Source organism: Cellulomonas sp. NPDC057328, from assembly GCF_042667215.1.
In the GTDB taxonomy this organism is placed as follows: domain Bacteria; phylum Actinomycetota; class Actinomycetes; order Actinomycetales; family Cellulomonadaceae; genus Cellulomonas.
Map to the genome: position 1 here is coordinate 1 of NZ_JBHUZW010000037.1, position 22,114 is coordinate 22,114.

Below are 22,114 nucleotides of genomic sequence, written 5' to 3' on the forward strand. Positions count from 1 at the left end.
CGCTCGCACCGCCGGACCCGCGGGTCCTCACGGTGCGCAGCGACGCCTGGCAGCTGGACGTGCTGCCGGCGACGGGCGCGTGCCTCGCGGCCGGGCGCATCCGGACGGCGGACGGGGTCTGGCGCGACCTGCTGCGCCCGACCAGACGCGTGCACCTCGGCGACCCCGAGAAGACCGCGAGCTTCCCGATGGTGCCGTGGTCGAACCGCATCCGTGCGGGCGTGCTGCCGTTCCGCGGCCGCACGTGGCAGCTGCAGCGCAACGCGGCGGACGGCACCGCCATCCACGGCGCCGCGCGGCACGCCGTGTGGGACGTCGTCGGACGCACCGACGGTGCGGTGACGCTGCGGCTCGACTCGTCGCCGCTCGTGGGCGTCAACTTCCCGTGGCGGTTCGTCGCATCGGTGACGTACGCGCTGCACGCGTCGACGCTCACGGTGACGACGACCGTGCGCAACGTCGACGACGAGCCGTTCCCCGCCGGGTTCGGCCACCACCCGTACCTGCGGCGCGCGCTGCTGCCGGTGGGGGCGCCGCCGTCGGAGTACCCGCTGACCCCGGGACCGGTCGTGCACGTGCCCGCCGCGCGCGGCTACCGGCTGTCCGCGGCCATGGCGACGGGCCCGGCGGGGCCCCCACCGGCGCGCGCCGACTACCGCACGCCCCGCCCGCTCGGCACGGCGTTCGTCGACGACGTCCTCACCGGCCTGGAGCCGGGCGCGCCCGTGCGCCTGGACTACGTCGAGGACGGCGTGACCGTCGACGTCGCGATGGACGAGGCGTACCAGCACCTCGTGCTCTACGCGCCCCGGCGGCGCTGCTACTTCGCGGTCGAGCCCGCCACCAACGTCAACGACGGCTTCACGCTGCACGCCCAGGGCGTGCCGGGCACGGGCGTGTTCGAGCTCGAGCCCGGCGAGGAGCGCACGGGCACGTTCACGATCACCGCCCACGTCTGAGCGCACGGCCGAAAAGAGCTCGTCCGGGCGTCCACGGCCGCGCCACGCTGGCGGCATGAGCACCACCGGCACCGCCGCCGTCACCGGGCCCACCGACTCCGCGCGGTCCTGGCGCGTCGCCCCCGCGCCGCCCGTCCCCGGCTCCACCGACGCCCCGGACGCGTGGGCGTACGCGGGCATCGCCGAGGTCGGCCGGCGCGTCGAGCTCGACCGCTGGGGCTGGGACGACCTGCACGCGCCCACGGCCGTGCTGCTCGGCACGCTGCGGGCGAACCCGTACCGCGACGTCGCGGTGTGGGTCGCCGTCGCGGGCGGCAGCACGGAGGACGGCACCGGCGGCGGCACGGCCGGCACCGCCCCGGCCGCGGGCGACGTCGTCGGCTACGCGAGCGCCCTGCTGCCCCTGACGGCCAACACGCACACGGCCCAGGTCGAGGTCGCCGTGCATCCCGACCACCGCGGGCGCGGCGTCGGGACGGCGCTGCTCGCCGCCGCCGAGGAGCACGTGCGCGCCGCCGGCCGGACCACCACCCTCGCGTGGTCGGGCGTGCGCCCCGAGCCCGAGCCCGGCCCGGGCGCCCTCACCGCGGCGACGGGCACGGGACGCGTCCCGGCCGACGCGCCCGCGGTCCGGTTCGCGCTCGCCCGCGGCTACGTGCTCGAGCAGGTCGAGCGCTACTCGGTGCTCGAGCTGCAGGACGACGCGGCGCCCGGCGCGGCCGGCGACCTGCCGACCGCGAGCGACCGCGCGGCCCTGCTCGCCGACGCGCGCGCTCACACCGGCGCGGACTACCGCACGCACACGTGGCGCGACGAGCTGCCCGAGGACCGCCTCGACGACCTCGCCGAGCTGTGGACCCGCATGAGCACCGACGTGCCGCTCGGCGGGCTGGCACTCGAGGAGGACCGCTGGGACGCGGACCGCGTCCGCACGCTCCTCGACCGGATGGCGCAGCGGCGGCAGCACGTGCTGCTGACTGCTGCGGAGCACGTGCCCACCGGTCGGCTCGCGGCGTTCACGTGGCTGCAGGTGCCGGTCCCGGAGGTGTCGTTCGCGTTCCAGGAGGACACGCTGGTGCTGCGCGAGCACCGCGGCCACCGGCTGGGGATGCTCGTCAAGGGCGTCAACCTCGAGGCGTTCACGGCGTGGCGGCCGGCCGCGCGGCGCATCCACACGTGGAACGCGCAGGAGAACGACCACATGCTCGCCATCAACGTCGCGCTGGGGTTCCGGCAGGCGGGCGTGGAGGCGGCCTGGCAGCGCACGGGGCTGTGAGCCCGGCCGGACGGAAGGCCCGGCGAGCCGTCACGACACCCGTGATGACGGTGCGTGCGACACCCCGCGGCGGACGCCTCGCGGACGTCGGCGTCTGTCGATGACGGTTGCCATCGCGCTGCGGCGCAGGCACCGCCGCTCAACCCAGCGGCAGCACCATCCGGTGCCCCCAGTCGTACGACTCGTGCACGCGCAGGCCGATCCGCTCGTAGAACGCGACCGCGCCCGTGTTCTGCGCGGACACGCCCAGGTGCAGGCCGGGCACGCCGCGCTCGCGCAGGGCGTCGGACAGCGTCGCGACGAGGCGCCGTCCCCAGCCCTTCCCCTGCACGTGCGGCAGCAGGTCGATGTGCAGGTGCGCGGGGAAGCCGGCGGGCACGTCGATGCGTGGGCTGTCGTGGACGATGCCGACCAGCACGTGGTCGCGCGTGCCGTCGCCCGGGTCGGCGCGGCGCGGGTACCGCTCGCGCAGGCCCGGCCACCAGTGCGCCGCGAGCCAGTCGTCGAACCGGTCCGTGTCGGCGGTCGCGACGACGTACCCGGCGACACCGCCCTCGTCGGTGACCACCCACGTCAGCCCCGCGTCCGCCGTCGGGTATGGCCCGGCGTACACGTGCCCGAGCAGGTCGGGGTCGCGGTACAGGCTCGTGGCGTCCCGACCGGCGTCGCCCGTGGCGAGGCAGACGCGGTACAGGCCGGGCTGGTCGGACGGGTGGTACGGGCGCAGGACGGCGGGCACGGGGCGAGCCTGCCACGCGCGTCGCGACGGGCGCCGCTGATTGGGTAGGATCGACGGCGCAGCGCCCCCGTGGGGCGTCGTGCGGGTGTAGTTCAATGGTAGAACTCGACCTTCCCAAGGTCGTAGCGCGGGTTCGATTCCCGTCACCCGCTCCAGCTTCGAGGGCCAGGTCCGGACGACGTCCGACCTGGCCTTCCTGCGTCCGCGCCCGGGTGCGCCCCGCGGCCACACGAGACGCCGGGCCGGACGCACCTCGTCGGCGTGCGGCCCGCCCGCGCCGGCGCGACGATCGTCGGGACGGTGCGACCCACGGACGGTGCGACCCCAGGAGGCGACCATGCCGAAGACGACGCGCAAGGGCGACGCGAAGCAGAGCGAGATCCCGTCGACGCTGCGCCGCTCCGACGAGAAGGCGCAGCGGACGTTCGCGAAGACGTACGACTCGGCGATGGAGACGTACGACGGCGAGGAGCAGCGCGCCGCGCGGGCGGCGTTCGCGGCCGTCAAGCACACGCACGAGAAGGTCGGCGACCACTGGGAGCCGAAGGAGGAGAACGGGCCGTCGGACGCGCGCGCCGAGGGCGGCGGCCCGGACGGCGATGCCCCCACCGCGGGCGGCGTCGACGCGAACGCCAGCAAGAAGCACCTGTACGAGGTGGCCTCGGAGCTCGACGTCAGCGGCCGGTCGCGCATGACCAAGGACGAGCTGGTCGAGGCGATCGGCAAGGAGAACGACCGCCGGACCCGCAAGGCCCGCGAGTCGTCGGACTGATGTCGTCGTCGTCGCGGCGCGCGGGCCCGGTGACGGCCCGCGCGTCGGGCGCGCTGGGCCGCGGTATGCGCAGCACCGTGGGCCGCGAGAGCACGACGTTCGGCTTCTCGATCCTCGTGACGGCGACGTTCGGGCTGCTCCAGACGACCGAGGGTGCGCCGGACGTCGCGCGGGTGTTCTGGTTCGCGACGGGTGCGGTGATGTCGTTCACGGCGCTGGAGGCGGTGCTGTCCCGCGGGTTCCGTCGTCCGATGCCGCAGCACGACACGCGGGTCACGGCGATCGGCACGAGCCTGAACCTGCTGTCGGTCCTCGGCGGGCTCGCCGTTGCGTGGCTGCTGGCGGAGTGGGTGACGCACGCGTCGGTGTGGGCGCTGGCGCCCTTCGTCGGTGCCTGCGTGTACCTGCTGCTGGAGAGCGTCGAGACGGCGGTCGGCGAGCGGATGGCCCTCCGCTCGGGGGACGAGGGCGCGGACGACGTCGAGCCCTGACAGCCCCCGGCCGGCACGTGCCCGACCGCGCGGCACGCCCCCCTGGCGCACGGGCTGAACACTCGGTTAGTGTGCTGACCATGCGGTCAGCAACCCCGTCCGACGACCTCACGGCCCGCGCACGCATCCGCGACGCCGCGATCGCGCGGTTCGGCCGGGACGGGTTCGGGGTGAGCCTGCGGACCATCGCGCAGGACGCCGGCGTCAGCGCGCCCCTGGTGCTGCACCACTTCGGCTCCAAGGACCGCCTGCGCGCGGAGTGCGACGCGCACGTGCTCGCCACAATCGCCGCGCACAAGGAGGACGCCGTCGGCCCGTCGGGGCCCGACCACCTGCTCGTCGAGCTCGCGCAGGTCGAGACGTACGCGCCGCTCGTCGCCTACGTCCTGCGCAGCGTCCAGCACGGCGGGGAGCTGGCGCGGACGTTCTACGCGGCGTTCGTCGCGGACGCCGAGGAGTACCTGCGCGCGGGCGTCGCGGCGGGCACCGTCCGCCCCAGCCGCGACGAGGCCGCCCGCGCCCGGTTCCTCACGCAGCAGGCGATCGGCGGCCTCCTCGTGGCGCTCACCCTCGAGCCCGTCGACGACCCCGCGGACCTCGGCCCACGCCTGCGCGCGCACATGGACGCGATCGCGCTGCCCGCCCTCGAGCTCTACACCGACGGCCTCATGACCGAGCGCCGGATGCTCGACGCCTACCTCATGTACGTGACGGACCCGCCGGTCGGCGCCCCCGCCACCGACCCCCGTCCCACCTCCTGAGAGAAGCCGACCCATGCCCGTCGTCGACGTGCGCGACCTGACCAAGTCCTTCGGCCCCGTGCGGGCCCTCGACCACCTCGACCTGACCGTCGAGGCCGGCGAGGTGCACGGGTTCCTCGGCCCCAACGGCGCCGGCAAGTCCACCACCCTCCGCGTCCTGCTCGGGCTCGTCCGCGCCGACTCCGGCACGGCGCGCGTCCTGGACGCGGACCCGTGGGCGGACGCCGTCGCGCTGCACCGCCGCACCGCCTACGTGCCCGGCGACGTCACCCTCTGGCCCCAGCTCACCGGCGGCGAGTGCATCGACCTGCTGCTGCGCCTGCACGGCCGGGCCGGCACCCGCCGCCGCGACGAGCTGCTCGAGCGGTTCGCCCTGGACCCGACGCGCAAGGCCCGCACGTACTCCAAGGGCAACCGGCAGAAGGTCGCGCTCGTCGCGGCGCTCGCCGGCGACGCCGAGCTGCTCGTCCTCGACGAGCCCACGTCGGGCCTCGACCCGCTGATGGAGCTCGTCTTCCAGGAGTGCGTCGCCGAGGCGGTCGCCGACGGCCGCACCGTGCTGCTCTCGAGCCACGTGCTCGCGGAGGTGGAGCGGCTGTGCGAGCGCGTCACCATCATCCGCGACGGCCGCACCGTGCTGACCGGGTCGCTCGCGGAGCTGCGCGCGCTGCACCGCACCGCCGTGACGGCCGTCGTCGGGACCCCGGTCGACGACCTGGCCCGCGTCCCGGGCGTGCACGACGTGCGCCGCGAGGGCGACCGCGTGCACCTGGCCGTCGACGACGACGCCCTGCCTGCGCTGCTCGCGCACCTGGCCGGCGCCGGTGCGCGCGGGCTCGTCGCGACGCCGCCGTCCCTCGAGGAGCTGTTCGTGCAGCAGTACGGCGGGGTGGCCCGGTGACCGCCGCGACGCTCGCCCCGCCGGCCACCGCCACGACCGGCGGCCCGTGGGCCGGCACGGGCACGCTCCTGCGCGTCGCGCTGCGGCGCGAGCGGGTGCGCCTCGCCGTGTGGGCCGTCGCGCTCGGCGGCCTCGTCGCGTACTTCGCGGCCGCGCTGCCCGCCGTGTACCCGGACGCCGCCGCGCGCCAGACGCGCGCCGCGATCATGCGCGAGCCGTCCGGCGCCCTGCTGGCCGGCCCCGGGTACGGGCTGGACGACTACACGCTCGGCGCGATGGTCGCGAACGAGCTGCTCGGCATGCTGGCCGTCGCGGCGGCGCTGATGTCGTCGTTCCTCGTGGTGCGGCACACGCGCGCCGAGGAGGAGGCGGGGCGCGTCGACCTCGTGCTCGCGGGCGCGGTCGGCCGGCGTGCACCGCTGACCGCGGCGCTGGCGACGGCGCTCGTCGCGAACCTCGTCGTCGCCGCGGCGCTGCTCGCCGCGCTGCTGTCCGCCGGCCTGCCGCTCGACGGCTCCGCTGCGGTCGCCGCCGGCGTGGGTGCGGTCGGTCTCGTGTTCGCCGCCCTCGCCGCCGTGGCGGCCCAGCTCGCGACGACGGGCCGTGGCGCGAACGGGATCGCCGGCGCGGCGGTCGGCCTCGCGTTCGTCGTGCGGGGCGTCGGCGACGCGCGGCAGGGCGGGGACAGCGCGCTGTCGTGGGCGTCACCCATCGGCTGGGCGCAGCAGACCCGTGCGTACGTGGACCTGCGCTGGTGGCCGCTGGTGCTGTGCGTGCTGCTCGCGGCGGCCCTCGTCGTGGTCGCGTGGACCCTCGCCCGGGGGCGTGACGTCGGCGCCGGGCTCCTGCCCGAGCGCCGCGGGCGCGCGACCGCGGGTCCCTTGCTCAGCACGCCGCTCGGGCTCGTGGCGCGGCTCGAGCGGACCGCGGTCGTGGCCTGGGCGGTCGGCCTCGCCGTGATGGCCGCGCTGACGGGGTCGCTCGTCCAGGGCGTCGTCGACAGCTTCGCCGACGACCCGGAGCTCGCGGCCGCGTTCGGGGCGACCGGGGACGACGTGCTGCTCGGGATGCTCTCGGCGTTCGTCGGCTTCTTCGCGATGGCGGTCACCGTGTTCGCCGTCGTGACCGTGCTGCGGATGGGACGCGCCGAGGCGCGCGGGCAGACCGCGGCCGTGCTCGCCGCGGCGGTGAGCCGGTCGGCGTGGACGGCCGCCTCCCTCACGGTGGCCCTCGTCGGGGCGGCGGTGCTGCTGGCGGTCAGCGGCGCGGCGCTCGGCGCCGGGGCGCTCACCGTCACGGACGACCCCGCGCTCGTCGGTGAGCTGGCACTCGCCGCGATCGGGCAGCTGCCGGTCGTCGCCCTCTTCGCCGCGCTGGCGGCGCTCGTGCACGCCGTCCGCGCACCGACCTGGGCGGTGTGGCTGCCGCTCGTGGCGTCGATCGTGCTCGGCCTGTACGGCGGCCTGCTCGACGTGCCCGCCGCGCTGCTCGACGCCCTGCCGTTCGCGCTGCTGCCGGCACTGCCGGCCGACGCGTTCGCCCTCGGCCCGTTCACGGCGCTGACGGTCGCCGCGGCCGCGCTCGCCGGCCTGGCGCTGGCGGCGTTCCGGCGCCGGGACCTGACGGTCTGAGGCTGCCGCCGCCAGGGTGCGCACGGGGGTGCCGCCGTCCCACCGTGACGTCGTGGGACGACGTCCGGGGCGGGTCGTCGAGGACCGGTTCCTGCAGCCGGCCGGATCCCGCGCCGGCCCGCCACGCACCGGTCGGCGCGGCGTAGTCACAGCCCGTACGACTACGCGTGAGAAGTCGGTGTGAACCCCCACGTCATAAGCGTTTAGGCGCTGACCGCGCTGGCTACGGTCGTCGCCGACGTCGCCCCACGTCCCGGTCCGCCGGCGCGGGTGCGCGCGTCGACCCGCGCCGTCGCGGCTCGTGCACCGGCACGCCGCGGCGCTCGCAGCCGACCCCGCCGGGCCCCTCCCGGGGTCGGCCAGCGCCCGCCGACCAGGGAGACACACCGTGACCGCAGACCGCCCCCGCTTCGAGGGAGCGCTCCCACCCACCGTCCCCGCCGCCGGCCTCGGTCTCCGCGGCGCCACCGCCGTCGCACCCGACCCCGTCCCCCCGCCGGCCCGCGAGCGCGACCGACGCCCGGCCGCGGGGCGGCTGCGGACGTGGACGGCGGTCGCGCTCGTCGTCGTGGCCGTCGTCGTCGGGCTGGCCGCGCGGTCGGCCCTGGCGCCGACGGGCAGCAGCGCCGCGGGCTCGGCCGCCGACCGCACCGTGCCCGACGCCCTCCCGGCCGCCCCGACGACGTACGGCGTCCCCTTCACCTACGCCGACGGGCTCACGGTCGAGGTCGGCGCACCCGTGCCGTTCACGCCGTCCCGCACCGCGAGCGGCGGCACGGGCGCCGCCGCCGCGCTCGTGGAGGTCACCGTCACCAACGGCACCGACGAGTCCTACCGCGCGAGCACGGTGGAGGCCACCGCCGCCGTCGACGGCGCGCCGGCCGCGCCGGTGTGGGACCCGGACCAGGGCGTCGAGCTCTCCGGTCCGGCGTTCGCGGTGCCGCCGGGCGGGACCGTGCAGTTCCGGGTCGGCTTCGAGGCGGCGGACCCTGAGCGGCTCCGGCTGACGCTCGTGCCCGCGCTCTACGGGTACGAGGCGCTGGTCATCGGCAGCCTGTGACGAAGATCTCCACCGCTGCGCGTCGCGTCCGGCATTGTTTCCGGCAGATGTCCGGACGCGGCGCGCGAGGGCATTCCTGTCCTTCTCAGCGACCACGGATCACCCGGTCGCCGCTAGCGCGCACGGCCCCGACCTGCCACGACGCACGCGCGCGCGGCGGCCGGTACGGACCTCGGCAGCCGGACGACGGACGGGCAGGACGCGCCGCCGAAAGGCGCTGCTACATTCCCACCCGACCGGCGGGGGCCGGATAAAGGACGGCCTTTCTCCCCGGACCACCCGCGTCCCAGCGGCCACGCCCGAGGAGTCCGAGTGACCCAGCACCGCACCGCACGCCCCACCGGCGGCGGGTCCCCCGCCCCCGTCCCCCACCGCGCGACCCGCACCCGCCGGGGACGCACCGTCGTCGTCGCCACCGCGGTCGCCGCCGTGCTCGCGCTCGCGTCGGCGTGCGCGTCGACCGCGTCCGCCGGCGAGTCGGGGACGCCCACCGGCACGGCCACCCAGGCGGGGTCGACCGTCCGGTTCGGCAAGCCGTTCGAGTACGCCGACGGCCTGTTCCTCACCGTCAAGGCGCCGCAGCAGTTCGAGCCGTCCGGCGAGGCGGAGGGCGTCGAGGAGGGCGTGCCCGTACGCGTGCGCGTGCAGGTCACCAACGGCACGCGGCAGCCGTACACGCCGAGCACGCTGTCGGCGACGGCCGAGTCCGGCGGCGTCACCGCGACGCCGGTGTGGGACCCGGCACGCGAGATCGACACCGCCGGCCCGTACGTCACGCTCGACCCGGGCGGCACGGCGAGCTTCGACCTCGGCTTCGCCGTCGCCGACCCGTCGGACCTGCGGATCGAGCTCCTCCCGGCGCTCGGCGGCTACGACGCGCTGGTCGTCACGACGGACTGACGCCGGCCCGGCCACGACGGACCGACGCCGAGGTCGTCACGACGGACCGACGCCGGCCGTCGCCGCCCGCCGCGCCGTCGGCGTCCACCCGGCCGTCGTGCAGCACCGGCGCCCCCGCATGCTGCACGACGGTCTGGTCGACGGACGGCCGGCCGGTCGACCTTGGCGACCACGGCCGACCGGGGAACTCGGGTCGTCCCGGCGGCGAGCCGGTCGTCGTGTAGCAGCACCGGCGCGGTGTGCTGCACGACGGCTGGGTCGGCCGGCCCGGCGAGGTCGGCGGCGACCGCCGGGCCGCCTGCTCAGGCCGGTGCGGACGCCGCTGCGTCGGCCGGTGCCGGTGTGGGGGCGTCCGCCGTCCCCCGCGCGCTGACGCGCACGAGGAGGGCGGCGAGCGCCGTCGTCGCCGGGATCGCGAGCACCAGGCCGATCGAGCCGACGAGCGTGCGGACCACCTCCTCGGCGATCTCGCCCGCGGTCAGCAGCTCCAGGAAGGACCGGTCGGCGAGGCTGACCAGCAGCACGAGCGGCAGCGCCGCGCCGACGTACGCGAAGACGATCGTGTAGACGGTCGACGCGATGTGGTCGCGCCCGATGCGCATGCCCTGCCCGAACAGCTCCCGCGCGGACGCTCCCGGGCGGGCCGCGTGCAGCTCCCACACCGCCGACGCCTGCGTGATCGTCACGTCGTTGAGCACGCCCAGCCCGGCGAGGACCATCCCGCAGACCAGGACCGCGCGCAGCCGCACCTCGGGCGCGGCGGACAGCAGGTCGAGCGCGTACTCCCCCGACAGGCCCGTCAGGTGCGCCGCGCCGCCGGCCCAGGCGGCGATCCCGCACGTCGCGAGCAGGCCGACGAGCGTGCCCAGCAGCGCCGTCGACGTCCGCACCGACACCCCGTGCGCCAGGTACAGCACGGCGAACATGATGACGACGCTGGTCACGAGCGCGACGGGCACCGCCGGGCGTCCCTGCAGCAGCGCCGGGAGCGTGAACACGCCCACGATCCCGAGGCTCACCACCACGCCGACGAGCGCCGCCAGGCCCCGCCAGCGCGCCACCAGGACGACCAGCACCGCGAACACCCCCGCGAGCAGCGCGATCGGCGGCCCGCGCACGAAGTCGACGAACACGTACGACGTCGTCATCAGCTCGGGGTCGCCGAGCGGGTCGAGCGCCGTCTCGGGGACCTCCATGCGGGCGACGCGCAGCGTGTCCCCCGCGGCGAGCTCCGGCACGTACTCGGGCGGCACGTGCGCGTCGACCTCCTCGCCGTCGGCGAGCCGGACCGTCGCCTGGTCCATCCCGGTCGCGTCGGGGTGCACGTCCACCACGTCGGCGCGCACGTAGGTCACGCCGGGGCCGGCGGTGTCGATGCGCGGCGGGACCGCGTCGGCGTCGGGCCAGAGCCACCAGGCGCCCGCGAGCGCGGCGGCGAGCGACGCGAGCAGCAGCACGGCGAGGACGGCACGGGCGCGCGGCTCCGTGCGCGCGGCGGCCGGCGCACCGGCGGCGGACGGGTTCGGGGCGTGGACGTGCACGCCCCAGCATGGGCCGGTCGGCGGCACGGGCGGTGGCGGACGCGCCGGGAACCGCCCACCGCGCACGTCGTCCCGCACCAGACACCGGACCAGCTGACCCGCCTGGACGCGTCCTGGCGGCGCCTCTGCCGCCGCTCCCGCCGACCTCGTCGCACCGGCGCCCACCACGTCACACCTCCGTGACGAGGTCGGCGCCCACCTGACGATCTCGACGCGGACGCGCCGGGCCGTCCTCCTGTCGCCGAGCTCGCCTGCCCGGCGGCCAGGTCGCCCGTTCCGACCGGCGACCTCGGCACGCAACCGGCGAACTCGGCGGGTGGGTGGGTGGACCGGTGGGGTGGGCGGGCGGGTGGGGGACTCGGCGGGCGGGTCGGTGCGCACCGACGGGTGGGGGGCGCGGACGGACGGCGGGGCGGGCGGGAGGATCCGGGTGGAGCGGGCGGGACGATCCGGGTGGATCGGGCGGCGGGCGTCCCGGGAGGGGCGGCGCGGGCGACGGTCGCGGGCCGCGTGCGACAGACTGCCCCGGTGACCGACCTGCTCTCGTCGCCGCGCCTGGTGGGCGACGGGCCGGCGATCGCGCACCGGCCGGACTGGACGTGGCTGCCCGACCCCGTGGACGCGCCCGGCCCGGACGACCTCGCGCGCGCCCGCCGGCAGGCGGACCAGATCCTCGCCGAGCACGGCGTGACGTACGGCGCGGACCGGCCCGACGGGCACGGGCAGTGGCGGCTCGACCCGCTGCCGGTGGTGGTCGACGAGACGGAGTGGGCGCGGCTCGACGCGGCGCTGGTGCAGCGCGCGGAGCTGCTCGACGCGGTGCTGCACGACCTGTACGGACCGCGCCGCCTGCTCGACGACCGGCTGCTCCCCGCGACGGCCGTCCTCGCGCACCCGGGGTTCCTGCGGGCGGTCGACGGCCTGCGCACGCCCGGCGGCCGCGAGCTGGTGCTCACCGCGACGGACCTGGTCCGGGACGCGACGGGCGGGTGGTGCGCCGTCGCGGACCGCACGCAGGCCCCGTCCGGCGCTGGGTACGCGATGGAGGACCGCCGCGTCACGGCCCAGGTGCTCGCGGGCGTGTACCGGCAGGCGCCGATCGCGCGGCTCGGGCCGTTCTTCCACGCGCTGCGGCACGCGCTGCGGGACGTCGCGCCGCCGACCGCGTCGGACGACCCGCGCGTCGTCCTGCTGACGCCCGGGCCGGGCAGCGAGACGGCGTTCGACCAGGCGTACCTGGCGTCGATGCTGGGGCTGCCGCTGGTCGAGGGGCGCGACCTGCTGGTGCGCGACGGGCGCGTGCACCTCGAGGGCATCGACGGCCTCGAGCCGGTGGACGTGGTCCTGCGGCGCGTCGACGCCGACTGGTGCGACCCGCTGGACCTGCGCGCGGGCTCGCGGCTCGGCGTCCCCGGCCTCGTGCGGGCGGTGCGCGGCGGGACCGTCAGCGTGGTGAACCCGCTCGGCGCGTCGGTGCTGGAGAGCCCGGCGTTCCTCACGTACCTGCCGCGGCTCGCGCGCGCGGTGCTCGACCAGGACCTCGCGCTGCCGTCCGCCCCGACGTGGTGGTGCGGCGAGGAGCGGTCGCTGCGGCACGTCGTCGCGCACCTGGACCGGCTCGTGCTCAAGCCGACCGTGCAGGGCGCGGACGTCACCACGGTGCTGGGGTGGACGCTGTCGGCCGCGGAGCGGGAGGCGCTCGCGGCGCGCATCCAGGCCGAGCCGTGGCTGTGGGTCGGGCAGACGCCCGTCGGCCCGACCGTCGACCGGCACGACGTCACCGGCGTCGGCTCCGACCGGCCGGACGCCGCCGGCGTCGGCCCCGCCGACCTCGGGCCGCGCGCCGCCGTCCTGCGCACCTACGCGGTGGCGCACGCGGGCACGTACACCGTCATGTCCGGCGGGCTCGCGCGGGTCGCGGACGCGCACGTCGTCTCGTCGGCCCGCGGCGCGTCCGCCAAGGACGTGTGGGTGCTCGCGAGCCAGCCGACGACGCCGCCCGACGTGGCCGTGCGCGAGGACGCCGTCGCCGCAGTGGGCCGCGCCGTGGGTGCCGGTATCTCGCCGCGCACCGCGGAGAACCTCTACTGGATGGGCCGGTACGCCGAGCGCGCGGAGGGCGAGGCGCGCGTGCTCCGCGCCGTCGCCGACCGGTGGGACGACTACCACCGCAGCCCGGGCTCGGCGGGCGGGCGTGCGCTCGCGGTGCTGCTGCAGGCCCTGACTCCTGCGGCGCTGCCCGACGGCGGCGAGACGACGGGCACCGCGGCGCCCGCCCCCGACGACGAGCACATCGGCCCGCGCGTGCCCGTGCTGCGCGACCTGCTGCTCGACCGCGCGACCCCGGGCAGCGTCGCGCGCGCCGTGCACCGCCTCGCCGGCGCGGCGGCGTCGGTCCGCGACCAGCTCTCCACCGACACGTTCGGCCCGCTCGCCCGCGTCGAGCGCGCCCTGCGCGACGAGCGCGGACGGCACCGTCCTCGCCCCGACGGCCCCCTCGGCGCCGCGCCCGCCGAGGACCGCGCGGCGGCCGTCACCGCCGGCCTGCGTCCCACGCTCGACCGCGTCCTGCACGGGCTGCTCGCGCTGTCCGGGGTCGCGGCGGAGGGGCTCACGCGGGACGTCGGCTGGCACCTGCTCGACGCGGGCCGGCGCATCGAGCGCGCGCAGCACCTCGTCGACACGCTCGCCGCCACGCTGGTCGTGCGCCGCTCGGCCGACGTCGAGGACCTGCTGCTGGAGTCCGTCCTGCTGGCCACCGAGTCGGCGATCACGTACCGCCGCCGCCACCAGTCGGCGCCGAGCGTCGCGAGCGTGCTCGACCTGCTCGTGCACGACCGGACGAACCCGCGCTCGCTCGCGTTCCAGCTCGACCGGCTGCTCGCCGACCTCGAGGCGGTGCCGGCGCCGTGGCGGTCCGCCGGGCAGCGCGACCACCTGCTGCACGGCGTCGGCGAGCTCGTCGCGGAGCTCGACACGGTCGCGGTCGGGGCGGTGGTCTCGGAGGACGGCCGGCGCGTGCGGCTCGCCGAGGCGCTCGACTCGATGCTGTGGCGCCTGCGGGCCGCGTCGGACGAGATCCAGCGCGTGCACTTCACGCGCCCCGCCGCGAGCCGTCCCCTCGACGACCTGTGGGGCGCCACCAACGAGCACGACGGCGAGGAGGACGCGTGACGGCCACCGACCCCGGCGCGCCCGCCGGCCGCACGTACGACCTCGTCCACCGCACGACGTACGAGTACCCGCAGCCCGTCACCGACTCCTACGGGCGCACGACCATGACCCCGCGCGACCTGCCCGACCAGCGCCTCGTGACCACGTCCCTGACCGTCGACCCCGAGCCGGCGGACACGCACACGCACGTCGACTGGTTCGGCAGCACGACGACGTGGTTCGGCGTGACGACCCCGCACACGCGGCTCGTCGTGACGTCCCGCTCGACGCTCGAGGTCAGCCGCGTCGCGCCGGCGCGTGCGGACCTGCCGGACGTGCGGTGGCGCTCGGTCGCGCGGGCGGTCACCGCGGGCGACCTCGGCGCCCTGCACACCGACACCACCGGGCTCGTCGCGCTGCGGGAGGCGGTGCTGCCGTCGGCGCACGTGACCTTCGTCGACGAGGTCCGCGCGTGGGCGGCACCGTCCTTCGCCGAGGACCGGCCCCTCGCCGACGTCGTCCTCGAGCTCGTGCACCGCATCCGGTCGGAGATCACGTACCGGTCGGGCTCCACGACCGTGCACACCACGCAGGCGCAGCTGCTCGCGCAGGGCGCCGGCGTCTGCCAGGACTTCGCGCACCTGATGATCGCGGCGCTGCGGCTGCACGGGCTGCCCGCCCGGTACGCGTCCGGGTACATCGAGACGCGCCCGCGGCCCGGCCGGCCGAAGCTGCGCGGCGCCGACGCGTCGCACGCGTGGGTGTCGGTGTGGGTGCCGGGGCACGGCTGGCTCGACGCCGACCCGACCAACGACCAGCTCGTCGACGACCGGTACGTCGTGCTCGGCTGGGGCCGCGACTACCACGACGTGCCGCCGCTGCGCGGGGTCATCTTCACCGAGGGCGGCGGGGCGTCGCCGCGCGTCGAGGTCGACCTGGTGCCGGCGGGGTCGGAGCCGTTCGTCTGAGCCGGTGCGGGTGCGGGCGCGGGTGCACGTGCACCGCCGGCCCGCTCAGCGGACGGCCGCGCGCGTCCGGTCGTCCAGCTCGGCGGCGGTGACGACGAACCCGCCCGCGTCCACGACCGTCCCGCCCGCCGCGCGCCACAGCGTCGCGGTGACGCGCGCGATGCCCGGGATGACGCGCTGCCGCGCGACCAGGTGCACCTGCGACGGGTGCTCGACCTCGAGCTCGGCCGGGTCCGGCGGCCGCCACGTCACGTGGTAGCCCCAGGGGCCGTGCTCGCGCCAGTCGAGCGTCGACAGGACGACGGGCACCTCGTCGGAGCGGGACAGCCGCACCACCACGGCGCCGTCGTACTCGTACGTCGCGGTGAGGGAGAACCCGCCGGGCCCGCCGCCCTGCGCGGGCGTCTCCGTCGGCCCGAGCCGGCTGCCCGACAGCGCGGGGCGCACGAGCGGCACGGCGTCCTGCGCCGCGAGCGGCACCGCCGACCACAGGGTGAGGTCGAGCGCCGACGCCGGGTCCGGGACGACGACCTGGCGGCGGTCCGCCGGCAGGATGCCGCCTCCCGTGCGGCGCGCCGCGGCCGTGGCCCAGCCGGCGACGAGCGCCGGGCTGACCGCGGCCCCCGCGGGCGTGGTCACCGGCAGCCCGTACAGGTCCGCGTCCTGCGCCGGCAGGCCGAGCGCGCGCGCCGACGCCGCGTCCAGCGGGTGCGGCCCCGTGACCTCGACGCCGTCGGCGACCGCCAGGACGCCCTCCGTCGCCACCGGCTCCACGACGACGCCGCGGAACCGTGCCCCCGTCGGCCGCGCCGCCGGTGCCGACCGGGCGGGTTCGCGCGCCCAGCGGGCGTCCGGGAACCACGTGCGCACGAGCGCCAGCGCGTCTGTCCCCGCGGGCAGGGCGAGGACGTGCTGGCCGTCGAGCGCCGACGGGACCGTCGTGGTCATGCGCGGACGGTAGCGACCCCGCGCTACGCGGGTGTTTCCGTCCGGACACGGTTCGGCCGACGCGCCGACGACGCGCCGTGCGCGGCGCCGGACGCGTCCGGCGGACGGTCAGGCGCGGACGTCGTGCAGGTGGTGGACGACGTCGTGCAGGAAGTACTGGCCGAGCGTGCGGACCGTGAACCGCGAGCCGTTGCTGCGCCGGCCGGGCCGCTCCCACGCGTCGTCGGCCACCGCGTCGAACCGGTCCGCCGTCGTCTCCGCCGCCGCCGCGAGCTCGCCGGCGACGACCTGCGGGTCCTGCAGGTCGTACCGGTCCTCGAGCGCCGTGGCGTCCTGGTCCCAGTTGGCGAACAGCGGGTCGTCCTCGTCGAGCATGAGCTGCACGCGGTCGCCGAAGATCCGCATGACGTCGCGCACGTGGGCGCCGTACTCGAGGGTGGACCACGTCGTCGGCGCGGGCCGCTCCTGCGCGTCGTCGCGGTGCAGCGCGGCGACCCAGCGCGGGACGAGGTCGCGCACCGTGCCCCCCACGGCCTCGGGCGGGACGTCGGAGGCCGCGAACCCGCACTCGGGGCAGCGACGCTCGACGACCCACGTCCAGTCCTTGTCGTCCGGGGTGATCGCGGGCGGCTCGGAGGTCTGCGCGGGTGACGGAGGCGTGTCCACGCGCGTCACGGTAGCGCCCGCGCCGGGGGTGCTGTCACGGGCCCGGCGCCGGCTGTGGACGACGGGCGGTGCCGACGGGCGCCGCGGGCGCTCGCGGCGGGCGCGGCACGGGGATCGGCCGGCATGAGCACCGGCGGGCAGGAAGAGGTCGGGCGGCACGCCCCCTCCCGCGCGCCGCCCGACCGGGCACCGGGTGCGCCGAACCCCCTCAGGTCGACGCGGGTGGTGCCGCTGCGCGGAACGGTAGCCAAGCGACCGTTGCACGACCGTTGCACGGCGTATGCCCCCATGTGTACGTTTTCCGGCGCGCGTCGCACGCCGCGCCGGAGGGCGCCGTGGGGGTCGTCGGCGCCCGTGCCGCTCAGCGGAGCGTGCGGTCCAGCTGGGCGAGCCGCGTGTGCGCGCGCAGGTGCGCGGCCGACCCGATCGGCGCGACCTGGGCGAGCGTCTGCCACGCCTCCCAGTCGTCGGCGCCCTCGTCGCTCGCCGTCCAGCGGCCCACGAGGTCGACGTCCCGCGAGGCGAGCACGGCGGCCCGCAGCCACCCGACGAGCGACTCCCGGATGCGCTCGACGCCCGGCGCGGTGGAGCGCGGCAGCAGCGGCCCGGCGTAGGCGGTGAACGCGCCGCGGACGTCCTCGACGGCGAGCGCGTCGCGCACGTGGTCGACGTCGGTGTGCAGCGGCGCGGTGAGCCGGTAGGGGCGCGACTCCGAGAGCAGCGGCCCCACCAGGCGGCGCAGGCGGCTGATCTCGGCGCGCACGGTGACCTCGGAGAGCTCGGCCTCCGACAGCAGCACGGTGAGCTCGTCGCCCGTCAGGCCGCCGGGGTGCTCGGCGAGCAGCAGGAGGATCTCCGCGTGCCGGCACGTGAGCCGGCGGCGCCCCTGCGGGGTGTGCAGCGTGCCGCCGTGCGTGCCGAGCACCTCGAGCCGGGTCGTGGGCGGCTGCGTCGCCGTCGACGCGAGGGTGGCCTCGACCGCGGCGACGGTCGCCTTCACGAGCGCGAGCGCCATCCAGGAGGCCGCCTCGTCGCGCCCGGTGACGTCGAGCACGCCGACCACGCGCCCCGACGGGTCGTGCACGGGCGCGGCCGCGCAGTTCCACGGGTGCACCACGCGTGCCCAGTGCTCCGTGCTCAGCACCTGCAGCGGCCGCCGGGTGGCGAGGGCGGTGCCGAGGGCGTTGGTGCCGGCCGCGTCCTCGCGCCACGCGGCGCCCTCGACGAAGCCGACGCGGTCGAGCGGGCGGCGCAGCGCCGGGTCGCCCTCGACCCACAGCAGCCGGCCCGTCTCGTCGCTGAGCGCCGCGACCCAGCCGGACGCGGGCTCCACGAGCAGGCGCCGCACGACGGGCACGGCGCCCGAGATGGGGTGCGCGGCCCGCAGGCGGTCGAGCTCGGGGTCGGAGAGGTCGACGGGCGGCGTCGGCAGCTCGGGGTCCACGCCGATGCGGCGGCTGCGCTGCCAGGACTCCGCGACGACCGGCCGCACGCCGCCCTCCGGCTCACCGCCCGCGACGAACCGCTCGTGGGCCGCGCGGACGCGCCCGGCCGCGCCCGGCTCGGACCCGCCGGTGGCGGGTTCCGCAGACCGGTCGGCGCCGCCGGAGGGGATCCGGACGTGTCGGCTCATGCGATGACTTCCGTGGTGGCGCGGACCCGACGTCGACCGCCGGGGGGTGAGGGGGTGGCGGACGAGGGGTGACGTCGGGCGGGACGGTGCGGGTGTCGCGCCACGCATCGTACGCGAATGCGACGACAAGGACGTGAGGGACATCACACGTGTTTCTGCAGATCGCCCGGCGTGGCGGCTTTTCCTGACGCGCTGTGCGAGACTGTCAGCATGCCCAAGATCATCGGCGGATCGCTCCACGAGCACCGCGAGCAGACCCGCCTGCGTCTGTTCACCGCCCTGTCCACGCTCATGGCCGAGCGCGGGTTCGACGGCATCACCCTCGCCGACATCGCCGCCGCCGCGGGCGTCGGGCGCACGGCGGTGTACAACCACTTCCCCGACAAGGAGGCGCTCCTGCTCGGGTTCATCACGCACGAGACCGAGCAGTACGCCGCCGGCCTGCAGGCGTCCCTCGACGACATCGACGACCCCGTCGAGCAGCTGCGCGCCTACGTCCGCGCGCAGGCCTCGCTCACCCGGGTCTTCCACGTCGCCCCCGGCCCCGAGCTGCGGTCCGTGCTGTCCCGCGGCGCCCAGGCGCGCGTGCGCGAGCACGTGGGCGTCGTCGAGCAGATCCTGCGCCGCATCCTCGCCGCCGGCATCGCGTCCGGCGCCTTCCCCGCGCAGGACCTCGACACCACGGTGCCCCTCGTCAACGCGTGCCTCTCCGGCCGCAACCTCCCCGACGTCGACGGGCCCGACCGCGAGCGCGCGGTCGGGCAGACCGAGGCGTTCGTCCTGCGCGCGGTCGGTGCCGTCGTGCCGGTGCCGGCCTGAGCGCGGCCCGCGGCGGACGGCCGCACGGGCACGGCACGGGCCGGCCCGGGCGCGGCAGCGCGGGTGGATCCGGGCGCGGCAGCGCGGGTGGATCCGGGCGCGGCAGCGCGGGTGGATCCGGGCGCGGCAGCGCGGGTGGATCCGGGCGCGGCGGCGCTGGTGGTCCTGAGCGCGGCGCTGCGGGACGCCCGGAGCGTGCGGGCACCGGGCGGCCCGACCGCGGCGGGACCGGTCGGCCCGAGCGCGCGAGCGGTCGCCCCGAGCGCGGCGCCGGTCGGCCGCAGCGCGGGACGGGGCGTCCCGAGCGGGTCACGACCACGCGGTCCGTCGCGCGGCGCCCCGACGCCACCGCCGTCGAGCTGACGTTCCTGCCGGGCCTGCGCGACGTCGTCGCGGCCGAGGTGGCGGACCTGCTCCCGGACGCGCGTGACCTGCACGACGTGCCGGGGCGCGACGACGCCGTCGCGGTGCGCCTGCCGGGCCCGCTCGCGCCCGTGGCGCGGCTGCGGACCGCGGTGGCGGCGTGGGTGGTCGTGCACCTCGACGTGCCGCGGCCGGCGTCGATCGCGGGGCCGCAGCACCTGCAGCGCGTCGTCGACGCCGTGTACGCGTCGCTGCGCGTGACCGGCTCGTCGACGTTCCGGTTCGAGGCGGCCGGCAGCGACTCGGCCGCGTTCGCGCGGCTCGCCGACCTGCTGCACGAGGCGACGGGGCTGCGGCACGACGCCGAGCGCGGCGACCTCGTCCTGCGCGTGCGGCGCGGCGTGGCCGGCGCGGCGGCCACGGCCGGGGGCGCGCGCGGCGGGGCCCGCGGGGGCGGCCGCGCGGAGGCGCCGGACCCGGGGTGGGACGTGCTCGTGCGCGTCGGTCCGCGGCCGCTGTCGGCGCGGACGTGGCGCGTCGTCGACTTCCCGGGCGCGGCGAACGCGACGATCGCCGCGGCGATGACGCGCCTCGCGGGCGTGCGCGAGGACGACCGCGTGCTCAACCTCATGTGCGGCTCGGGCACGCTGCTGGTCGAGCGGCTGCTGACGGCCCCGGCGGCCGTCGCGGTGGGCGTCGACCTCGCGCAGCCGGCCCTCGACGCGGCGCGCGCCAACCTCGAGGCGGCCGGCCTGCTCGGGCGGGCGTCGCGCGCGGCGCTCGTCCGTGCCGACGCGACCGACGTGGCCGCGGTGCGGGACGTCGTCGCCGAGCGGCTCGCGGTCGACGACCGGCCGGCCGCGGCGGACCTCGTGCTCGCGGACCCGCCGTGGGGGACGCTGCACGGCTCGCACGCCGCGAGCCCGGCGCTGCACGCCGACCTGCTCCGCGTCGCGCACGCCGTCACGGCGCCGGGTGCGCGGCTCGTCGTCCTCACGCACGAGGTGAAGGTGATGGAACGGGTCGTGCGCGAGGCGGCGGACCTGTGGACGCCCGTCTCGACGACGCGCGTCTTCGCGAAGGGCCACCACCCGCGCGTGCACGTGCTGCGCCGCGTCTGACGCCGGCCGTCGTCCCAACGGCACGTCGTCCAACGGCACGTCACCCCACGGCACGTCGTCCCACGGCACGTCGTCCCACGTCAGGCCCGTCGAACCGCTTACGCGACGAAACGCTTCACGCCTACCGTGCCCGCACGCCGCGGGACGACCCTGGGCGCCGACGCGCCCTCGTCGCCGCGGGCACCGGCAGCGCCGCCGGCCCCTGCGGCTCCCCCACCGCGCGTCCCGACCCGACGGGAGACCCGCATGACCTGGAGAAGCCGCCTGCGCACCCTCGCGCTCGCCGTCCCGCTGGCCGTCGTCGCCACGACCGTCGTCGCCGCCGTGCCGGCCGCGGCGCACGGGTCGGTGACGGACCCGCCGACGCGCAACTACCGCTGCTGGGACGTCTGGGGCTCCCGCTTCCAGGACCCGGCGATGGCCATGCAGGACCCGATGTGCTGGCAGGCGTGGCAGCACGACACCAACGCGATGTGGAACTGGAACGGCCTGTACAACGAGGGCATCGGCGGCCGCCACGAGGAGCTCATCCCCGACGGGCAGCTGTGCTCCGCCGGCCGCACCGGGGACGGCCGCTACGACTCCATGGACACGCCCGGGCCCTGGGTCGCGACGACCGTGCCGTCCCGGTTCACGCTGACCCTCACCGACCAGGCGAAGCACGGCGCCGACTACCTGCGCGTCTACGTGACGAAGGCCGGGTTCGACCCGACCCGGGCGGCCCCCGGCTGGGACGACATGCAGCTGCTCAAGGTCACCGGCCGGTACGCGCCCGCCGGCGAGTACCGCACCGACGTCGACCTGACCGGCCGCTCCGGGCGCGCGATTCTCTACACGATCTGGCAGGCCAGCCACTCCGACCAGCCGTACTACCTGTGCAGCGACATCAGCATCGGCGGCCCGGCCCCGACGCCGACGGTCACCCCGACGCCCACGCCGACGGTCACCCCGACCGCCACCCCGACGCCCACGGTCGTCCCGACGCCGACCGCCACGCCCACGCCCACGCCGACGGTCACGCCGACGGTCGTCCCGACGCCCACGCCGACCGCCGGCACGGGTGCGTGCACGGCCGCGGTCCGCGTGGTCGGCTCGTGGCCGGGCGGCTGGCAGGGCGAGCTCACGGTCACGGCCGGTGCGGCCGGCACGACGGGCTGGCGCGCCACGGTCGCCGGCGCCACGGTGACGCAGGCGTGGAGCGCGTCCGCGTCCGGCGGCACCCTGACCAACGCGTCCTGGAACGGCACGCTCGCCCCGGGCGCCACGACGACGGCGGGCTTCCTCGCCTCCGGCGCACCGGGCACCCCGACGGCCACGTGCGCCGGGGCCTGACGCACGACCCACGGCCGTGAGACCGTCGTCGCGGGGGCATGACGTCCCTGCGACGACGGTCTCACCGGTGGGAGGGGTGC

19 protein-coding genes and 1 tRNA gene are annotated in these 22,114 nt (G+C 77.2%); 15 read left to right on the forward strand and 5 right to left on the reverse strand.

Annotated features, from left to right (window positions below; all coding sequences use genetic code 11):
- The coding region (locus ACFUMH_RS08870; protein WP_378203547.1) for an aldose 1-epimerase at positions 1 to 959 on the forward strand (959 nt) is incomplete at its 5' end.
- 55 nt (positions 960 to 1,014) lie between these two features.
- The gene (locus ACFUMH_RS08875) at positions 1,015 to 2,235 is read left to right on the forward strand and encodes a GNAT family N-acetyltransferase (RefSeq protein ID WP_378203550.1); all 1,221 of its coding nucleotides are present in this window, start codon (positions 1,015 to 1,017) and stop codon (positions 2,233 to 2,235) included.
- A gap of 139 nt (positions 2,236 to 2,374) precedes the next feature.
- Here the strand turns inward: ACFUMH_RS08875 and ACFUMH_RS08880 are convergent, their stop codons facing one another.
- A complete protein-coding gene (locus tag ACFUMH_RS08880; RefSeq protein ID WP_378203553.1) occupies positions 2,375 to 2,974 on the reverse strand; it encodes a GNAT family N-acetyltransferase in 600 nt (199 codons plus the stop codon).
- An 81-nt stretch (positions 2,975 to 3,055) separates the two neighbouring features.
- Here ACFUMH_RS08880 and ACFUMH_RS08885 point away from each other — a divergent pair.
- The 8 genes from ACFUMH_RS08885 to ACFUMH_RS08920 all read left to right on the forward strand — a co-directional run bounded on the left by ACFUMH_RS08885 (position 3,056) and on the right by ACFUMH_RS08920 (position 9,490).
- A tRNA-Gly gene (locus ACFUMH_RS08885) sits at positions 3,056 to 3,129 on the forward strand.
- 182 nt (positions 3,130 to 3,311) lie between these two features.
- Positions 3,312 to 3,746, forward strand: coding sequence for a ChaB family protein (locus ACFUMH_RS08890; protein ID WP_378203555.1), 435 nt, complete (start codon positions 3,312 to 3,314; stop codon positions 3,744 to 3,746).
- A gap of 77 nt (positions 3,747 to 3,823) precedes the next feature.
- Positions 3,824 to 4,237, forward strand: coding sequence for a hypothetical protein (locus ACFUMH_RS08895; protein ID WP_378203558.1), 414 nt, complete (start codon positions 3,824 to 3,826; stop codon positions 4,235 to 4,237).
- An 80-nt stretch (positions 4,238 to 4,317) separates the two neighbouring features.
- On the forward strand, positions 4,318 to 4,998 hold the full coding sequence (locus ACFUMH_RS08900; protein WP_378203561.1) for a TetR family transcriptional regulator: 681 nt from the start codon (positions 4,318 to 4,320) through the stop codon (positions 4,996 to 4,998).
- Positions 4,999 to 5,011: 13 nt separating this feature from the next.
- The gene (locus ACFUMH_RS08905; RefSeq protein ID WP_378203564.1) at positions 5,012 to 5,899 is read left to right on the forward strand and encodes an ATP-binding cassette domain-containing protein; all 888 of its coding nucleotides are present in this window, start codon (positions 5,012 to 5,014) and stop codon (positions 5,897 to 5,899) included.
- The gene (locus ACFUMH_RS08910; protein ID WP_378203567.1) at positions 5,896 to 7,530 is read left to right on the forward strand and encodes an ABC transporter permease; all 1,635 of its coding nucleotides are present in this window, start codon (positions 5,896 to 5,898) and stop codon (positions 7,528 to 7,530) included. Before ACFUMH_RS08905 ends, ACFUMH_RS08910 begins: the two co-directional genes overlap by 4 nt.
- Positions 7,531 to 7,918: 388 nt before the next feature.
- Positions 7,919 to 8,590, forward strand: a complete 672-nt coding sequence (locus ACFUMH_RS08915; protein ID WP_378203570.1) for a hypothetical protein — start codon at positions 7,919 to 7,921, stop codon at positions 8,588 to 8,590.
- Positions 8,591 to 8,902: 312 nt separating this feature from the next.
- Positions 8,903 to 9,490, forward strand: coding sequence for a hypothetical protein (locus tag ACFUMH_RS08920; RefSeq protein WP_378203573.1), 588 nt, complete (start codon positions 8,903 to 8,905; stop codon positions 9,488 to 9,490).
- A gap of 302 nt (positions 9,491 to 9,792) precedes the next feature.
- On the opposite strand, the gene ACFUMH_RS08925 is transcribed toward ACFUMH_RS08920, so the two are convergent.
- A complete protein-coding gene (locus tag ACFUMH_RS08925; protein WP_378203576.1) occupies positions 9,793 to 11,031 on the reverse strand; it encodes a YibE/F family protein in 1,239 nt (412 codons plus the stop codon).
- A gap of 528 nt (positions 11,032 to 11,559) precedes the next feature.
- On the opposite strand from ACFUMH_RS08925, the gene ACFUMH_RS08930 reads away from it, so the two are divergent.
- Both ACFUMH_RS08930 and ACFUMH_RS08935 read left to right on the forward strand, forming a co-directional pair.
- Entirely contained in the window at positions 11,560 to 14,205 is a 2,646-nt protein-coding gene (locus ACFUMH_RS08930; RefSeq protein ID WP_378203579.1) for a circularly permuted type 2 ATP-grasp protein, read from the forward strand.
- A complete protein-coding gene (locus ACFUMH_RS08935; RefSeq protein ID WP_378203582.1) occupies positions 14,202 to 15,152 on the forward strand; it encodes a transglutaminase N-terminal domain-containing protein in 951 nt (316 codons plus the stop codon). The genes ACFUMH_RS08930 and ACFUMH_RS08935 overlap by 4 nt, the downstream gene beginning before the upstream one ends.
- A 45-nt stretch (positions 15,153 to 15,197) precedes the next feature.
- Here ACFUMH_RS08935 and ACFUMH_RS08940 read toward each other — a convergent pair whose 3' ends face one another.
- From ACFUMH_RS08940 to ACFUMH_RS08950, 3 genes are all read right to left on the reverse strand, one after another.
- The gene (locus ACFUMH_RS08940; RefSeq protein ID WP_378203584.1) at positions 15,198 to 16,100 is read right to left on the reverse strand and encodes a hypothetical protein; all 903 of its coding nucleotides are present in this window, start codon (positions 16,098 to 16,100) and stop codon (positions 15,198 to 15,200) included.
- A 108-nt stretch (positions 16,101 to 16,208) separates the two neighbouring features.
- Positions 16,209 to 16,766 carry a DinB family protein gene (locus ACFUMH_RS08945; protein WP_378203587.1) on the reverse strand — a complete coding sequence of 186 codons (558 nt, stop codon included), beginning with the start codon at positions 16,764 to 16,766 and terminating at the stop codon, positions 16,209 to 16,211.
- Positions 16,767 to 17,127: 361 nt separating this feature from the next.
- Complete coding sequence (locus tag ACFUMH_RS08950; RefSeq protein ID WP_378203590.1) at positions 17,128 to 18,399, reverse strand: GAF domain-containing protein; 1,272 nt, start codon at positions 18,397 to 18,399, stop codon at positions 17,128 to 17,130.
- A 210-nt stretch (positions 18,400 to 18,609) separates the two neighbouring features.
- Here ACFUMH_RS08950 and ACFUMH_RS08955 point away from each other — a divergent pair, with 210 nt between their 5' ends.
- From ACFUMH_RS08955 to ACFUMH_RS08965, 3 genes are all read left to right on the forward strand, one after another.
- Positions 18,610 to 19,218 (forward strand): TetR/AcrR family transcriptional regulator, encoded by a 609-nt coding sequence (locus tag ACFUMH_RS08955; RefSeq protein ID WP_378203593.1) that lies wholly within the window; start codon positions 18,610 to 18,612, stop codon positions 19,216 to 19,218.
- 401 nt (positions 19,219 to 19,619) lie between these two features.
- A complete protein-coding gene (locus ACFUMH_RS08960) occupies positions 19,620 to 20,702 on the forward strand; it encodes an RNA methyltransferase (protein ID WP_378203596.1) in 1,083 nt (360 codons plus the stop codon).
- Between the two features lie 246 nt (positions 20,703 to 20,948).
- Positions 20,949 to 22,034 (forward strand): lytic polysaccharide monooxygenase, encoded by a 1,086-nt coding sequence (locus ACFUMH_RS08965; protein WP_378203598.1) that lies wholly within the window; start codon positions 20,949 to 20,951, stop codon positions 22,032 to 22,034.
- Positions 22,035 to 22,114 lie beyond the last annotated feature (80 nt).

What these genes read in the sequence shown, in the direction of transcription:
- ACFUMH_RS08875 (WP_378203550.1), top strand. Translation starts at nt 1,015, where the DNA reads ATGAGCACCACCGGCACCGCCGCCGTCACCGGGCCCACCGACTCCGCG.
- ACFUMH_RS08890 (WP_378203555.1), top strand. Translation starts at nt 3,312, where the DNA reads ATGCCGAAGACGACGCGCAAGGGCGACGCGAAGCAGAGCGAGATCCCG.
- ACFUMH_RS08900 (WP_378203561.1), top strand. Translation starts at nt 4,318, where the DNA reads ATGCGGTCAGCAACCCCGTCCGACGACCTCACGGCCCGCGCACGCATC.
- ACFUMH_RS08905 (WP_378203564.1), top strand. Translation starts at nt 5,012, where the DNA reads ATGCCCGTCGTCGACGTGCGCGACCTGACCAAGTCCTTCGGCCCCGTG.
- ACFUMH_RS08940 (WP_378203584.1), bottom strand. Translation starts at nt 16,100, where the DNA reads ATGACCACGACGGTCCCGTCGGCGCTCGACGGCCAGCACGTCCTCGCC.
- ACFUMH_RS08950 (WP_378203590.1), bottom strand. Translation starts at nt 18,399, where the DNA reads ATGAGCCGACACGTCCGGATCCCCTCCGGCGGCGCCGACCGGTCTGCG.
- ACFUMH_RS08955 (WP_378203593.1), top strand. Translation starts at nt 18,610, where the DNA reads ATGCCCAAGATCATCGGCGGATCGCTCCACGAGCACCGCGAGCAGACC.
- ACFUMH_RS08965 (WP_378203598.1), top strand. Translation starts at nt 20,949, where the DNA reads ATGACCTGGAGAAGCCGCCTGCGCACCCTCGCGCTCGCCGTCCCGCTG.